The sequence below is a fragment of the Myxococcus sp. XM-1-1-1 genome, assembly GCF_020037095.1.
Classification (GTDB): Bacteria; Myxococcota; Myxococcia; order Myxococcales; family Myxococcaceae; genus Myxococcus; species Myxococcus fulvus.
The window spans coordinates 301,409-316,767 of sequence record NZ_JAIQDH010000009.1 but is presented as its reverse complement, the minus strand read 5'-3'; the positions used below and the strand labels follow the sequence as shown (position 1 = coordinate 316,767).

At 69.0% G+C, this 15,359-nt stretch carries 14 protein-coding genes; 5 read left to right on the top strand and 9 right to left on the bottom strand.

Annotation, left to right across the window (positions count from 1 at the left end; all coding sequences use genetic code 11):
* Positions 1-60: 60 nt before the first annotated feature.
* Positions 61-2,631 carry a penicillin-binding protein 1A gene (locus tag K8640_RS20235; RefSeq protein ID WP_223748503.1) on the bottom strand — a complete coding sequence of 857 codons (2,571 nt, stop codon included), beginning with the start codon at positions 2,629-2,631 and terminating at the stop codon, positions 61-63.
* Positions 2,632-2,664: 33 nt separating this feature from the next.
* The gene (locus K8640_RS20230; RefSeq protein ID WP_074950880.1) at positions 2,665-3,621 is read right to left on the bottom strand and encodes an RluA family pseudouridine synthase; all 957 of its coding nucleotides are present in this window, start codon (positions 3,619-3,621) and stop codon (positions 2,665-2,667) included.
* A gap of 44 nt (positions 3,622-3,665) precedes the next feature.
* Between K8640_RS20230 and K8640_RS20225 the strand changes: the two genes are divergently transcribed.
* Positions 3,666-5,132 carry a pentapeptide repeat-containing protein gene (locus tag K8640_RS20225; protein WP_223748502.1) on the top strand — a complete coding sequence of 489 codons (1,467 nt, stop codon included), beginning with the start codon at positions 3,666-3,668 and terminating at the stop codon, positions 5,130-5,132.
* A gap of 85 nt (positions 5,133-5,217) precedes the next feature.
* Here the strand turns inward: K8640_RS20225 and K8640_RS20220 are convergent, their stop codons facing one another.
* Positions 5,218-5,793: an imm11 family protein gene (locus K8640_RS20220; RefSeq protein WP_223748501.1), complete on the bottom strand. Its 576-nt coding sequence runs from the start codon at positions 5,791-5,793 to the stop codon at positions 5,218-5,220.
* Positions 5,794-5,812: 19 nt separating this feature from the next.
* Positions 5,813-7,159, bottom strand: coding sequence for an AHH domain-containing protein (locus tag K8640_RS20215; protein WP_223748500.1), 1,347 nt, complete (start codon positions 7,157-7,159; stop codon positions 5,813-5,815).
* A gap of 131 nt (positions 7,160-7,290) precedes the next feature.
* On the opposite strand from K8640_RS20215, the gene K8640_RS20210 reads away from it, so the two are divergent.
* From K8640_RS20210 to K8640_RS20200, 3 genes are all read left to right on the top strand, one after another.
* Positions 7,291-7,926, top strand: coding sequence for a hypothetical protein (locus K8640_RS20210; RefSeq protein WP_223748499.1), 636 nt, complete (start codon positions 7,291-7,293; stop codon positions 7,924-7,926).
* Between the two features lie 119 nt (positions 7,927-8,045).
* Positions 8,046-8,942, top strand: a complete 897-nt coding sequence (locus K8640_RS20205) for an alpha/beta fold hydrolase (protein ID WP_223748498.1) — start codon at positions 8,046-8,048, stop codon at positions 8,940-8,942.
* A 187-nt stretch (positions 8,943-9,129) separates the two neighbouring features.
* On the top strand, positions 9,130-9,738 hold the full coding sequence (locus K8640_RS20200; protein ID WP_223748497.1) for a hypothetical protein: 609 nt from the start codon (positions 9,130-9,132) through the stop codon (positions 9,736-9,738).
* A gap of 3 nt (positions 9,739-9,741) precedes the next feature.
* Here K8640_RS20200 and K8640_RS20195 read toward each other — a convergent pair whose 3' ends face one another.
* The 4 genes from K8640_RS20195 to K8640_RS20180 all read right to left on the bottom strand — a co-directional run bounded on the left by K8640_RS20195 (position 9,742) and on the right by K8640_RS20180 (position 13,391).
* Positions 9,742-10,320 carry an MOSC domain-containing protein gene (locus tag K8640_RS20195; protein WP_046715801.1) on the bottom strand — a complete coding sequence of 193 codons (579 nt, stop codon included), beginning with the start codon at positions 10,318-10,320 and terminating at the stop codon, positions 9,742-9,744.
* Positions 10,321-10,350: 30 nt separating this feature from the next.
* Complete coding sequence (locus K8640_RS20190; protein ID WP_141327351.1) at positions 10,351-11,328, bottom strand: MBL fold metallo-hydrolase; 978 nt, start codon at positions 11,326-11,328, stop codon at positions 10,351-10,353.
* A gap of 80 nt (positions 11,329-11,408) precedes the next feature.
* Positions 11,409-12,356, bottom strand: a complete 948-nt coding sequence (locus tag K8640_RS20185; protein ID WP_223748496.1) for a DMT family transporter — start codon at positions 12,354-12,356, stop codon at positions 11,409-11,411.
* Between the two features lie 51 nt (positions 12,357-12,407).
* A complete protein-coding gene (locus K8640_RS20180) occupies positions 12,408-13,391 on the bottom strand; it encodes a GNAT family N-acetyltransferase (protein WP_223748495.1) in 984 nt (327 codons plus the stop codon).
* 177 nt (positions 13,392-13,568) lie between these two features.
* On the opposite strand from K8640_RS20180, the gene K8640_RS20175 reads away from it, so the two are divergent.
* Positions 13,569-14,135 (top strand): cytochrome c oxidase assembly factor Coa1 family protein, encoded by a 567-nt coding sequence (locus K8640_RS20175; RefSeq protein ID WP_223748494.1) that lies wholly within the window; start codon positions 13,569-13,571, stop codon positions 14,133-14,135.
* 244 nt (positions 14,136-14,379) lie between these two features.
* Here K8640_RS20175 and K8640_RS20170 read toward each other — a convergent pair whose 3' ends face one another.
* Positions 14,380-15,345 (bottom strand): electron transfer flavoprotein subunit alpha/FixB family protein, encoded by a 966-nt coding sequence (locus K8640_RS20170; protein ID WP_223748493.1) that lies wholly within the window; start codon positions 15,343-15,345, stop codon positions 14,380-14,382.
* Between the last annotated feature and the right edge of the window lie 14 nt (positions 15,346-15,359).

Sequence of the window (15,359 nt, the reverse complement as noted above, 5' to 3'; positions counted from 1 at the left end):
CCCCGCGTCCTCCCGGAGGAGGCGCACGGGGCCCAAAGACTCGCGCGGCGGGGACGGGCGCTACTGCGCGCCCATCATGAACTGGTCCACGTCGACGGTGTTCTTGTCGGGCACGGCGTCCTTCGGCTCGGTGCCCTTCTTGAAGAACATCAGCTCGGAGTTCTTCGAGCCCGCGGGGGCGATCTTCCCCGTCTTCTTGTCGATGTGCAGCCGGACCAGGTCCATGGACTGCCACGGGTAGAACTCCGACTGCGGCCGGCCCTCCAGCGCGCGCTTCATGTAGTTGAGCCAGATGGGCAGCGCCGCGCGGCCACCCGTCTCGTAGCGGCCCAGCGGATGCGGGTTCAAGTCGTACCCCACCCACGCCACCGTCACCAGGTCCCGGGTGTACGCCGCGAACCACGCGTCGAACGAGTCGTTCGTCGTGCCCGTCTTGCCGGCCGCGGGCTTGCCCAGCCGCGTCGCCGGGCCACCAGTGCCCTGGAGCACCACGCCGCGCAGGAGGTGCGTGAGGATGAAGCCCACCTCCGGGCTCATCACCTGCTCACCGGGCTCGAACAGGCGCGCGTAGCCGGCGGCCACGCGGTCCTGCAGGGGCGCCCACGCGTCGTCGAACGCGGTGTGGTCCTCCAGCGTGCGGCCCCAGCGGTCCTCCACCTTGCGCACGAAGTACGTGGGCTTCTTGCGGCCGTAGCGGTTGAACGTCGCGTACGCGTTGGCCAGGTCCACCGGATACACGCACGACGAGCCGAGCGCCGCGGAGAAGTCCATGTTCATGGGCGTGGTGATGCCGAGCTTCGTGCTCCACGCCGCCATGTTCTTCACGCCCACCGCGCCGAAGGTCTTCACCGCGGGGATGTTCATCGAGTTCACCAGCGCCGTGCGCAAGAGCACGTCCCCCACGAACTCCTCGCTGTAGTTGGCCGGCTTCCAGGACACCTTGTTGTCCGGGTCGTGCTCGACGATGGGCGAGTCGACGATGACGGTGGCCTCCGACCAGTTGAGCTGCTCGAGCGCCGCCGAGTACACGAACGGCTTGAACGAGGAGCCCGGCTGACGGCACGCCTGGAAGGCGCGGTTGAACTCGTTGTCGTCGAAGTCGTAGCCGCCCACCATCGCCGTGAGGTACTGGCGGTGGGGGTCCACGGACACGAGCGCGCTCTGGGCCTCGGGCGTCTGCTCCAGCCGGAAGAGCTTCACGCCCTCGGCGGGGATGTCCTCGGCCAGCTTCTTGTCCCACTGCTCCTTGTCGTCGGTGAGGTCCTTCTTCGTCACGTGGCGCACCACGACCAGGTCGCCCACCGCGATGGCCTTCTTCACCGACGAAATCATCATCGCCGGGTAGTAGCCCTCCGGGTTCACCTTGCGCGCCCAGCGCATGCCCAGGAGCGGCAGCCGCGCCGCGTGCGGGCCCACCTGGATGTCCGCGCCCTTGCCGTCGTCGTCAATCTTCGTGACGGCCGCCACGTACAGCCGCCCCTCCACGAGCTCGTCCTGGCCCATGGCCTTGCGCGACTTGTCGAGGAAGACCTTGAGCTCGTCGGCCGTCAGCTGCTTCACCGGCCCGCGCCAGCCCTGGCGCTTGTCCACGGACAACAGGCCCTCCATCACCGCGTCCTGGGCGGCGCGCTGACGCTCGCTGTCCATGGTGGTGAAGATCTTCAGGCCCTCCTTGAGGAGCACCGGGTTGCCGTAGCGGTCCACCACGTCCTTGCGGACCTGCTCGACGAAGTACGGGGCGAACTCGTGGAAGACGTCCTCCACGGGGAACACCTTCACCGCCTCCGCGTTGGCCGTGTCGTGCTCGGCCTGCGAAATCATGCCCTCGTTCAGCATGCGGCGCAGCACGTAGGCGCGGCGCTTCCTGGCCGCCTCCGGACGCAGGAACGGCGAGTAGCGGCTGGGCGCCTGGGGCAGGCCCGCGATGAGCGTCATCTCCCCGAGCGTCAAATCCCGCACGTCCTTGCGGTAGTAGTTCTCCGCCGCGCTCTGCACGCCGTAGCTGTGGTGCCCGAGGAAGACGTTGTTCAGGTAGAGGTAGAGGATCTCCTCCTTGGTCAGCGACTGCTCCAGCCGGAGCGCGAGGATGGCCTCGCGAATCTTGCGGGTGAGCGTCTTGGCCGTGGCGGACTTGTAGCCCTCGGCGGAGATGAGCACCGCCTTCGCGGTCTGCTGCGTCAGGGTGGAGCCACCCTGGATGCCGCCGGAGCGCAGGCCCAGCTTGGAGCCGATGGTCTTGAACGCCGCGCGCGCGGTGCCCAGCACGTCCACGCCGAAGTGGTCGAAGAAGCTGGAGTCCTCGCTGGCGATGAAGGCCTGGACCAGGCGCTTCGGGATGCGCTCGTAGGGCACCACCTTGCGCCGCTCGTTGTAGAACTCGCCGGCCAGCACCGCGTCGTCGGTGTAGACCTCCGTGACGATGGGCGGCCAGTACTCGTCCACCTTGGGGATGGCGGGCAGCCCGTCCGCGTACACGTAGTAGATGGCGACCAGGCCCACCGCGCCCGCCGTCGCGCCCGTCAGCGCCAGCCACCCACCCAGCTTCAGCAGCACCTTCCACCAGCGGCCCGGGGGGACCCCCTTCAGCACCAGCTTCGAGCGGCTGCGGTCAGTCGTCTTGGAGTCGGACATACGTGTTTCGAAACCTCGCGGGCTTCCAATGCCTCAGGGCAGCAGTGCGGCCCGCTTGAGCACGTCTCGGAGCTCGGGTGGGAGGGGGGCCTCCACGGCCACCTTGCCACCGCCCTCCGGGTGGGGAAATTCGATGCGCTCGGCGTGCAGGAACAACCGCTTGAGCCCCCAGCGCGCCTGCACGTCGCGGTTGAAGGCGAAGTCACCGTATTTCTTGTCGCCGACCACGGGGTGCCCGATGGCCGCCAGGTGCCTTCTTATCTGATGGGTGCGCCCGGTCTCGATGGCGCAGGACAGGAGCGCCACCTCGCCAGACTGCTTGACGACCTTCCACCGGGTGAGGGCCTCCTGCATGTTCACCCCGCGGCGGGCCTTGGACTCGGCCGTCTGCTGGTGCTCCGACAGGGGCAGGTCGATGACGCCGGACTCCTTGGGCATCTTCCCCTTCACCAGGGTGAGGTAGCGCTTCTTGGAGAGCCCGTGGGTGAAGACCTCCGTGAAGTGCACCATCGCCGGGCGCCGCTTGGCGACGAGGATGACGCCGGAGGTCTCCCGGTCCAGCCGGTGGGCGGGGGACGCGGTGAAGTCGTTGCGGACGGCCTTGGGCCCCAGGTAGGCGCGCACGTAGTCCACCAGCGTGCCCCCGGTGATTCCGGAGCCGGTATGGACGGCCATCCCGCTGGGCTTGTCCACCGCCATCAGCCAATCGTCCTCTCTGAGAATCACCAGCCGGCTGGGGTCCACCGGCGGGGGCGGACGGTCCACTTTCGGACGGTCCTCCCCCTTGAGCGTCTGCTCGTCGCCCCGGATGGTGAGCACGTCTCCTTCGGCGAGCAACTGCTCGGGCTGGGCGCGCTTCCCGTTCACCCGCACCTTCTTGGTGCGAATCATCTTGAACAGGTGGCTGACGGGAACGGTGGGAAGGCGCTTGCGCAGGTGCTTGTCCAGGCGCATCCCGGCGGTGTCGGTCTCGATTCGGTACTCGATCATTTGTGCTGGCGCGCGGACCAGACCATACGAATAATCCCCGGTCCATGCCGAAAGCCCCCAGTATCGAGAAGCTCCTCCAGAACGGGTCGGCCGAGTGGAACCGACTGCGCAAGGGCGGTCAGGTCCCGACCGAGCACACTGGCGCCACCTTCACGCAACTTTTCTCCGCGAACGCGGACCTGTCGGGCCTCGGGCTCGTGGGCTCCGAGTGGGAGCGGTGCGATCTGTCCAAAATCAACTTCCGGGACTCGGACCTGTCGAACGCCTATTTCCACGGCGGACGGCTGCAGGACTGTGACTTCCGGGGTGCGAACCTCGAGGGCGCGACCTTCGAGAAGCTGAAGCTCTTGCGCTGCGACTTCACGGGCGCCAAGGGTCTGGATGACCTGGAGATGGACGACGTGGACATGGACCGCGTCGTCGGTCTGGACGGTGAGGAGGCCCCGCCTCCGCCGCCCCCGCCGGCCCAGGGAATCACGGCGTTCACCCGCGAACAGCGGGAGAAGGCGCTCGGGGTGCAGGCCTCGGCGCTGCTCCAGGGTGAGCCCACGCAGGAGGAGCTGCCGCCGTTCAAGCCGCAGGACCCGCCCGGCTCGTTGTTCTTCCGGGGCCTGAAGCGCCTGGCGATGCCGCCGTTGTGGGTGTTGGACGTGCCGGGCTTGAGGCCGCTGGTGCCGCAGCGGATGCCGCCGGGCAGCTCGCTGGAGACGCTCTACCGCGAGGCGGTGAAGACGCGGCTGGAGAACAAGAAGCCGCTGGCGGACAGCTCGGTGGTGGAGAAGGCGCAGAAGGCGCTGCACCTGGGCGCGAAGGACGCGGCGGTGGGCGCCATGTACCTGCGCGAGGTGGGCGTGGTGCCGCTGTTCCGCTTCTCCGCGGCGCAGGTGCTGAAGAAGGCGCTGCGCGAGGAGGTGGAGGTGGATGACCTGACGGGCTCCATCGACCCGCGGACGACAGGCGCGCTCCTGGAGCTGCGGCTGACGCACGAGGTGGTGGAGCACCTGCCGGTGGCGCGGCAGCGGCTGGCGGCGACGCAGCTGTACACGGCGCTCCTGGAGGCGGGCTTCAACCCGGAGAACAACTGGGACGAGGCGCTGGAGTCGAGCGAGTTCTCGATGCAGCTGGCGCGTGAGGCGACGGGCGAGGACCGTGACGCGCTGTTCGAGGGCTTCCAGGTCTTCTCGGCGCTGCCCGAGGAGGCGCGGCTGCGCCGGCTGGCCTACCTGGCCGAGTCGGTGACCAACCTGGAGCTGGTGAGCCGGCTGCCGGAGGGGATGGAGCCGTCGTGGCTGAACGGCCCGGAGACGCGCGAGTGCGACAACCGGGAGATGACGTACGTGCAGTCGCTGAAGGCGGAGGACATCCCGACCAAGGTGGCGGCGCTGGCGAAGGCGGAGCTCGGCGTGCCCGAGGGCGAGGTGCCCGAGGAGAGCGACGGGGACCTGTTCATCCACCTGCGCTGTGACGTGTGTGGCAAGGAGAAGCTCATCGTCCAATCGCCGGAGGAGTGACGGCGCGTTGCACGGTGTGAGCCCTCGGGGCCGCTGGGGTTCCCTCTTCGGGACCTGGCGGCCCCGTGGTGTTTGGGGGCTGAGCCTAGACCTCCTCGAACTGCGCGCCCGTGGCGTTCGCGCGCTCGACGGCGGTCTTGATGTCCTCCGAGACGATGAGGGCACCTTTCCATCCCCAGGTGCGGAACACCTTGGCGTCGCCCACCTTCGCGGGGTCGATTCGCAGCCCCGCCACGCTCCGGTATTGACCGACCCGCTCCGGTCGCCCGTCCTCTGGCTTCCAGCGCAGTATCTCCTCCGAGGCTTCGTCATCGATGCAGCGGATGAGCTTCGTGGCCACGAGCACGACATACTGCTCCGGGCAGTCCGTGATGTCAGCGGGGAGGAGCTGCACGTCATCGGGGGCCAACTCCGCGAACAGGGTGGCCACCCTGATGTGGAGGACAGGCGTCATGGCGACGCCCGCGGCGCTGTAGTCCAACCGTCGTCCCGACTCTCGGATGGGAAACTTCAGGTGGCCTGTGCTGCGGACAGGCCGTCCCTCAGTGAACTCCCAGATGTCCTCGAGCTCGTGGCCCGCGTCATCCAACGGGTCTCCGAGGTACCAACTCCCTCCCTTCACGTCCTCGTTGAGGCTGAAGTATCGAACCCGGTTCGCCATGGTGGAGGTCCTAGCCACGTCACCGTCGCTCAGTCAAAAGCCTGTGGACCTTCGTGCCCCGCGTCTGCGCTTCATTGGCGAGCGCGCGAAGCTCCAGCGTGAGGGCCCCCTGACAATCGACCACCTTCCGGCAGCCTCTCAATGCATCCGACAGGCGCTTGAAGACGAACGAGTGGTACGCCTCGGGATGGGGCCCCTTGTGGCCCACGACTTCGACGATGTTGTCCGGGTCTTTGAGTGTCATCCCAGCCTTCGTGAAGAGTTCCTGGAAACGTGGCGTCCAGGGACCACCTCTCGCGAAGGATTTCTCATTCTTGTTCGTCGCGAGGTGATGACGGTGTCCCCGACTGCCAGAGCCCATCTCCTGGCTGGCCATGGCGAGGGCGTTGGGCGCGAGCGCGATGGTGAAGCCCTCGGCCGTCAAGGCGACGGACCGGACGCCACCCACTGCGGCGTACTGGAAGCCGGCTTGGGATTCCACGGCCAGCGCCGCCTGAGCCGAGCCAGGGAGTCCTCCTGACTTGGCGACGAGCCCTGCCGTGTTTCCAATGGCCGCCGTGGACAGCATCACGAAGACGCGGGCCGCGTTCTCCCCGAGGACTTCGCCGTACAACTCCCCCGCCGCACGGAGTTGCGCGAAGGTGGTCGCTTCGTTCGCGTCTCGCACCAGGGTCAACCATCCATCCAGGAGGCGCCACACCGTGTCCACTCCCAGGTAGGCAATGGCGAGAGCTGTCAGCGTCGCGGCGGCTCCTTTCGAGAAGGGCTCGGGTAACGCCCAGAGCAGAAGGTACATCGTCGCCGCGGAGGTGACGCTGGCCATGACCGCACCGGGGTCCGTCATGTCCACCAGCGCTTCGGCGGTCTCGTCCCACACGGAGTCCATCGCGATGGCCAGAGCCAACGTGTACTTGCCATCGCTGGCCAACAGGGGCCCCTCGTCCAGCAAGCGCAGGCAATCCCCAGGCTGGTCCTTCCGCTCGCACCACTGGCCATAGGCGCGCGTCAGTTCCTCGTCTGCGTAGGACGCCAGAAGGAAAGAGCCATCCCCGTCCGACTGCTGCTGGGGGATGAGCCGCGATGGACGCTGCTCGAAGCGGTACACCCCGGCGCGGGAGGGAACGCCAAAGAGGGCTCGCGCTTCCTTCATGGGGTTGTGGACGGGACGTACGTCCTGGGCGAGTTCCACCATGGCCTGCTCGAACTCGTCCTCATCGAGCTCGGCCTCCGCCGTTTCAGCACCCGGCGCCTCACGAGGCGTGACGACGGCGGAATCCTGACCGGTGTCCAGGCGCACCACTCGAGTCTTCGAGCAACCCGAGACAGCCACCAACAGCAGCAACAGCATTGCCCCGCGAAGCTTCATGGCCTGTCCTCGGAGAAGTGACCGCCCCATGGCAGTCGTGGGAACGCCGGACCACCGCTTCCGTGAAGAGTACCTGAGGGACTGAGCCGTATGGATTGACTGTGCGCGCGGTGCTCGCGCACGCTCGGGGGATGGTCGACGACGCTCGGGTGGCGGCGGTGCCCCTGGATGGTTGGTCCAGGTGGGGGCTGATGGCGCAGTTGCTGCTCGCCGTCGTCCTGTTCGCGGCGGTTCCGTATGCGATGTCGATGGTGCCCTTCGAGCGCATCTACGTCGACGGCCCCTACAACGCTCCGCACAGGGAGGACCCGATGTTCCCCGTGCGGTGGCGGCTCATCGCGCTCGGGGCCTGGGTTCCACTCTTCTCGATGCCCTTCGCGCTCCTCGCATGGAAGAGGAGACACATGCACCTCGGGCTCGCGTTGTTTCAAGTGAGCCTGCTGCTGTGCATCTGCGTCATCGGGTTGAGGAACTTCCCGTATTACGCGCTGGGCATCTATCGCGCCTACATGGGTGAGGCGCGCACCTGGGACTTCGACCCCGCGGGGCTGATGCATCCCTACGGCTCGGTCGGGTATGTCCCCGGCTGCGAAGCCCTGATGCTCTATCCCATCGCGCTGGTCGCCGTGCCTCGCATCGGCTATCGCCTCTTCCAGGAGCGACATCGAATCTCTCGCGCGCTCATCCTGGGCACGGCGCTGTGCCTCGCCACGACGGTGTTCGCGTTCTTCAGCACACCGCGATTCATCGACTGGTTCTTGGACTGAGCAGCCTCCCACGCCAGTCCCCAGGGGCCCCAGGCGACCAAGCGGAAGCTCTCCGCGAGGTGCTCACGAGAGGGCGGAGTGATGCTCAGCTTGTCCGCGACATCCGGGGAGGAGCCAGCATGCCGGCGGTCCAGCACAAGACGGTGGACGTGGATGGCCTCGAGATTTTCTACCGTGAGGCGGGCCCCGAGGACGCGCCCCTGGTGCTGCTGCCCCATGGCTATCCGTGCTCGTCCTTCCAGTTCCGCAACCTGCTGCCCGCTCTCTCGGACTCGTGGCGGCTGATTGCGCCGGACGCTCCGGGCTTCGGCTACAGCGCGACACCGTCACCCCGCAGGTTCAGCTACACGTTCGATGGATACGCGCGCTTCCTCGAGCGCTTCGTGGAGACACTGGGACTCACGCGCTACGCGCTGTACCTGCATGACTACGGCTCACAGTTCGGCTTCCGCCTCGCGCTGCGTGCACCGGAGCGCGTGGCCGCGCTCATCATCCAGAACGGCGACATCTACGAGGACCAGTTCGGCCCCAAGTACCGGATGCTGAAGGAGCAGTGGGCGAACCCCACACCGGAGGGCCGCAGGAAGCTGGTGGCCGCGGTGAGCGAGGAGGGATTCAAGGACGAGTTCATCGGCGAGATTCCCGAGCACCTCGTCGACCGCATCAGCCCGGACCTGTGGACGCTCCACTGGGCGCTGGTGCAGCGCTTCGACCGGCGCATGAACCTGGTCCACCTGCTGGAGGACCAACGCACGACGCTCGCGTGGATGCCGCGCTATCAGGCGTATCTGCGTGAGCACCGTCCACCCACGCTGATTCTATGGGGGCCCCACGACGGCTACATGCCCGAGGGCGCTGGACGCGCGTACCTGCGCGACGTGCCGGACGCGGAGCTGCACATGCTCGACGCGGGACACTGGGCGCTGGAGACGCACCTGAACGACATCGCCTTCCACCTGCGACGCTTCCTCCAGCGCGTGCATCTGTCCCACGCGGCGAGCACCTGGGTCACCTGACTCGCGTCCCCGCACGACAACACGTCTTGCTCGAGCGACCTCACGTGGGCGCCACGAGTACGAGCGTTCGTTGCTCGCACGCTCCCGTGCCGCGCGACTCCACTGACAAAGGCGTGCGCAATCTCGAGGCCGCAAGGTTCTCTCCACACGCAGCACGGCGATGAACCAGCCTCGAGAGGAAACAACCATGCGTGGAGCAGGATGGATTGTGGGCGCGATGTTGCTCGGTGCCTGCGGAGCGGAGGACGTCACCGCGAGCCCCGAGACCCCTCGGCCCGATGGGCAGCTCAGCCAGCAGACCCAGTCCCTGGACCTCCGGGACGCGGTGACCGGCAGCTTCGACACCACCGGCACGATGTACTTCACCGAGGATGGCGTGACGGAGGCGGTGGAGACCTTCGACGTCGTCAACGTCACCCCTCGCGGCGCGGCCCCTGGACTGGGGGTCTCCATCCTCTCGTTCGAGGGTTGCGAGATGCCCTCCCTCCAGACGAGCCCCCGCTCCTTCCTCGTCTTCCCGAAGACGTGCACGGCCAGTCCCGCGCCGGGCTGCACCCTCGTCATGGCCTTCCATGGAGGCTGGGGCTACATCAACCGCGAGGGCGACCTGGACATCTCGCTCCGCTCACTGCTCACGGGAGAATGTGGCGAGGGGCCGGTGGAGATCGACGTCGTCACGCGGCTGTCGGGCCCTCGCCTCCCTGCCTCCGCGCTCCTGGGCGCACCCGCACAGCCGCGCACGCGTGAGACCGGCATGAACGCCCTGCTCCGACACCTGTCGCGCGAGGCGCGCTGAGCCTCACGGCAACACGTACGTCACCGGCTTCGGCAGCATCACGCGGACTTCATCCCCCGCGCGGATGACGCCGGGCCGGTCCACCCAGGCCACGAGCCCCCGCTTCTCCCACGCGGCCTTCACGAAGCGGCTCGCGAGCTTCTCCTTGTCTGGATGGTGCTCGCCAATCACCTTGCCCGGCCCGATGCAGGGCTCGTTCTCCCCCTCCACCGCCAGCACCGCGTCCTCCGGGAAGAAGATGCGCGAGCCCGGTGGCAGGAACGTCAGCCGGGGGATGCCCACCAGCTCCAGGTTGGCTCCCAGCCATGACGCCAGGACCTTCGGGATGCCGAGCGTCTGGGCCACCACCGCCAGCTCCTCCGTCGACACCAGCGACAGCTGCCGCGTGTTCCGGATGGGCGTCCCCTTCGGGTACCACGGCGTACGCACGTCCGCCGGCCGCGTGTGTCCCGCGTGCCTGTCCCCGTCGATGCCCTCGAACGTCACGCGCACTTCCGCCAGCTCGCGCGTGACGAAGGTCTTCTTCTCGGTGCACACCAGGACTCGGACCGCGCGGCCGAAGAGCTGCGGAGACGGAGGCATGCCCCTCTTCTACTCCGCTCCCCTACCGCTTCACAGCAACGCGAGCTGCTGCGGCTTGCCCCCGAGTGGCCGGGCATCCACCCCGTCGTCCCGCAGCGCCTGCGCCAGTTCCTCCGCGAAGCCGAAGCACGTAATCACCTCGCTCGCCCCCGTCGCCTTCACGTACGCCTTCAACGACGGGAAGTCCGCGTGGTCCGACACCGGGAACGCCACGTCCGCGCCGTAGCGCCGCGCCGCCCCCGGGTCCATCGCCCACCCCGTCAACACCGCCGTCCCCCGAGGCCACAGGTGCGCCAGCGCCCCACCTCGCGCCTGATGCGGCGGGAAGAACAGCACCTCGCCCGGCTCCACCGTCCCCGTGTAGCAGCGCAGGTTTTCAATCGGCACCCCCAGCTCTCCGTAGAGCCGGGCCACCTCGTAGATGGACGGGTGCGCCACCAGCGAGAACCCCCGGCCCGCGAGGAACTTCATCGACTCCTGGCTCTTGCCCAGCGGATACCCGAGCACCACCGGCACCGCACCCCGCTCGAGCTGCCGACGCACCCACGCCTCCACCTGCCCCATCACCTCGTCACGCGGCGGGAAGCGATAGCGCGGATGCCCGAAGGTCGACTCGATGACCAGCGTGTCGCACTCGGCCACCTCGGTCGCCTCGGCCGTCAGCGATGGCACCACGTTCAAGTCCCCCGTGTAGACCACGCGCCGACCATCCGAGCGGATGACCCGCAGCTGCGCGCTGCCCAGGATGTGCCCCGCTGGCAGCAGCTCCAACACCAACGGCCCCAGCTCGAACGGCCGACGGTACGGCGCGGCCAGGGGCGCGCTCACCGGCCCCAGCCGATGCTCCATGAAGCGCAGCGTCGCCGCCGTGGCGATGGTGCGCTCATGCCGGGCGATGTGGTCCGAATGCCCATGGCTCACGAAGCACAACGGCGACTTGCGCTTCGCGTCCAGGGACAGGAGGGTGCCCGTCAGGTGCATCCCGTTTCGACGCAGCTCCACGCTCATGGGAAGGCTCGCGGATATAGCGCGTCACGGGCCCGGCGCGCCGCTTCTCTTCGGCCCGCCGCATGGCCGCTCGGGGGGCGTCAGCCCGGCCCCTGGACTGTGCGTGACTTCCACCACGCCCAGGCCGGTGAGCCCAGCTCCGCCACCAGCACACCCAGGAGGATGAGCCCGCCGCCCATCGCCTCCGGCGCGCCCAGCCGCTCGTAGCCCAGCACCACCGAGTAGATGGACGCGAACACCGGCTCCAGCGCGTAGATGACCGCCGCGCGCACCGCGGACGTGCGCGCCTGCGCCCACGTCTGCACGCTGATGGCGAACGCGCTGGGCAACAGCCCACACACCAGCACCGCCATCACCAGCGAGGGCTGCCACTCCACCCTGCGCGTGACGAAGGGCAGGCACGCCGCGGACATCAACGCCACGCCCCACAGCTGCACCGCCACCATCCCCAGCACGCCCTCCTTCGACGCGTACCGCTCCGTGAAGGTGATGTGCGCCGCGTACGCCACCGCGCAGCCCAGCGACAGCATCTCCCCCAGGTTCAACCACCCGCCGCCCTCCCCCGGCGCGGGCCTGGTGAGCAGGTAGAGCCCCGCCGCCGACAGCGCCACGCCCACCAGCGCCGCGGGCTTCGGCGCCCGCCGGAACACCAGCAGCGTCAGCAGCGGGACGAACAGCACGCACATCCCGGTGATGAACGCCGAGCGCGACGGCGTGGTGAACGTCAGCCCCCACGTCTGGAGCGCGAAGCCCAGGAACAGGAACGTCGCCAGCAGCGCGCCGTGGCGCAGGTTCGTCGGGTTCAACACCTGCCGCCCCGCGAGCGCGCTCAGCGCCACCGCGCCCACCCCGAAGCGCAGCGACAGGAAGGTGAACGGGTCCGCGTAGCTCAGCGCGTCCTTCACCACCACGAAGGTGACACCCCAGATGAGGGTGATGAAGACGAGCGCGCCGTCCGCCTGGAGACCCCGGAGTCTCGCCAGGAAGGATGGCTCACGGCCCAGGCTGTCGGGAGTCGAGGCGCTCACGGAGGGCACGACGTTTCGCCTACCCCGGCGTGCCGCGCAACCCCCGTCGCGTCAGGGCGCGGAGGCCCGCTCCAGGACGACCAGGCGCTTGGAGCGACCCGCCGCGTCCCACGCCTCGTTCGTGCGCCGGGTCAGCGCCTCCGTGGCGAGGCGGAAGCCCAGGCCCTCGAAGGTCTTCAGCGACGCGGCGTTGTCCTCGTCCACGTCCGCCTGCACGCTCGGCTCGCCCTGTCGGTGGGACTCCTCCAGCAGGCACTCCAGCAGTTGCGTCGCCACACCCATCCGCCGGGCCTGCGGCGCCACCACCAGCGAGCGCACCCAGACGCCGTCCAGGGGCAACCCCTCCTGGCGATACGAGTCCACCCACGCGAAGCCGTGCAGCCGCCCCTTCGAGTCCAGCGCGCCCGCCGCCGCGCCCCGCCGCTGGGTCGGCTCCAGGCCCCAGCGCTCTTGGAGCTGCCGGCGCAGGAAGCTGGCGGAGACGACCAGGCGCTCGCTCGCGAAGGTGACGAGCGCGTCCAAATCCTCGGCCCGCAGCAGGCGTATCTCCAGCGGCCCCACCAGGTGGCGCCGCAGGGGCCTGGACCAGTTGGAGAAGAAGAAGTCCCGCACGCCCCGATAGACTAGCCGGGTCCGGGGCTGTGCCCACGCGGTCGCCAGCGTCCACTGCGTCACCCACAGCGCCGGACCCAAGGGCCGGGGCAGCGGGAGCAGCCACCTTCCACGCCGCAGCGCGACGGCGCGCCCCAGCAGCTCCCCGTCCGACCGCTCCTCGGCGCCCAGCAGCGGCGCCGTGCTCCACGGCTGGGTGGCCACCACCACCTGGGCCGTCAGCATCCGCCCCTGGCGCACCAGCACCACGTCACCACGCGCCGTCTCGTCCGGCCCGCAGCGCAGCACCCGCACCGAGTCACCGGCGCGTAGCAGCGGGAACAGGCCCCCGCCCACACCGCGCACCCAGAGCTTCTGCCCGGGTGGCAGCGCCCTCAGCACGTCCAGCAGCACCTCGGTGGAAGGCGTCTTCCGCGGCGGCACACGCCACCTCCGGGGAAGTCCGGCCCTGCTCGTGCCTTCCCCTCGTCCGCCGGAATGTAGCCCCTTCGCTCTCCCACACCAACCGACCCGGACCCGGCCCTATCAACCGCCCCTGGGTCCCGCTAAGAGGAGGACGCCACCCACCGGCCGGAGGGCGGCGCAAGGAGGAGTGAGGTCATGGACGCGACGCCCGAGGGCTCGCTGGTGCCGCAGCGGGGTTGGTGGAGTCGGAACTGGAAGTGGGTGGTGCCCGTGGGCTGCCTGGGCCTGCTGGCCTCGTGCGGCTGCCTGGGCTTCGCGATGGTGGGGCTCGGCATGAAGTCGCTGAGCAACATGGGCGCGTACACGGACGCGGTGGCCATCGCCCAGTCCGACGCGCAGGTGCGACGCGCGCTCGGCACTCCCATCCAGACGGGCCTGCCGAAGCAGTCGGCGGTCCAGTCCATCAACGGCCAGACACACGCGAAGTTCACCATCCCCCTGGATGGCCCGCAGGCCGACGGCACGCTCTTCATCGACGCGACGAAGCAGGGCGAGGACGAGTGGCGCTACGACACGCTCGCCGTGGAGCTGGAGGACGGCAGCCGCATCGACCTGCGTGACGACGCGCCCGATGCCCCCGACGCGTTCCCCAGCGAGGAGACGCCCGAGGACGACGAGCCGCTGCCGCCACCCCCGGAGCCCCCCGGCGCCGACGAGAACGTCCCGGCCCGCGGTGGCCGCGACAGCGACATCGAGCTGTAGCGACACGACAAGGCGCGCGGGCACTGCGCGGCCATGCGCCCCGCCCGCGCCATACCCGTGGAAGCCCACGGGGCGTGGGGCGAGTGCCTCGCGACCATGGGCCTCGCCCGCCCTGCGCCCCTGCAAGCCCACGGGGGCGTGCTCGCCCGCCGTCGGGTGTGCCCCCGGAAACGACGAAGGGGCGAGCGTGGGAGCCCTGAGGTCCCCACTCCCGCCCCTCGTCAGCCCGAACGGGCCCGAAGCGCTACTTCAGCTTCTGCAGCTCCGAGCGCAGCTCGGGGAGGACCTTGAACAGGTCCGCGACGATGCCGTAGTCCGCCACCTGGAAGATGGGGGCCTCGGCGTCCTTGTTGATGGCGACGATGGTCTTCGAGCTCTTCATGCCCGCCAGGTGCTGGATGGCGCCGCTGATGCCCGCGGCGATGTACAGCGCCGGCGCCACGACCTTGCCCGTCTGACCGACCTGCAGGTCGTTGGGAACCCAACCCGCGTCGCACACCGCGCGGGACGCGCCCACCGCGGCGCCCAGGTCATCGGCCAGCGCTTCGATCTCCTTGAAGTCGCCCTTGGTGCCACGGCCACCGGAGACGACGACGCGCGCCTCGGTCAGCTCCGGGCGAGCGCTCTTCACTTCCTTGAACTCGACGAACTTCGTCTTGGAGGCCTCGATCTTGGGAGCGAAGGCCTTCACCTCGGCGGCGCCCTGGCCACCGGCGGCCGCGGTGAACTCCGTGGCGCGCACGGTGAACACCTTGACCGGCGTGGTGAGCTTCACCTCGGCGAACACGTTGCCGGCCCACATCGGGCGGTGGAAGGTGATGTCCGCGCCCGAGCCACCCAGGCCCGTGATGTCCGTGGCCATGGCGGCCTTCAGACGCGCGGCGAGGCGGGGCATCAGGTCCTTGCCCTGCGCGGTGGACGCCATGCCCACGAAGTCCGCCTTGAGCTCGGTGGCGAGCGCGGCGAGCGCGGGGGCGTACGTCTCCGCCAGGTAGTGCTCCAGCTCCGCGGCGGCGCCCACGTGCACGGCCTTGGCGCCGGTGCCCTTGAGCTCCTCGGCCACCTTGGCCGGGTCCTTGCCGAGGATGGCGATGTGCAACTCCGCCCCGGCCTTGTCCGCGAGCTGCTTGCCCGCGGTGATGGCGTTCAGGGAGGCCTTGCGGAGGTTCCCGTCCGGCTGCTGCTCGGCGACGATGAGAACGATTGGCATTGGAGTGTCTCCGT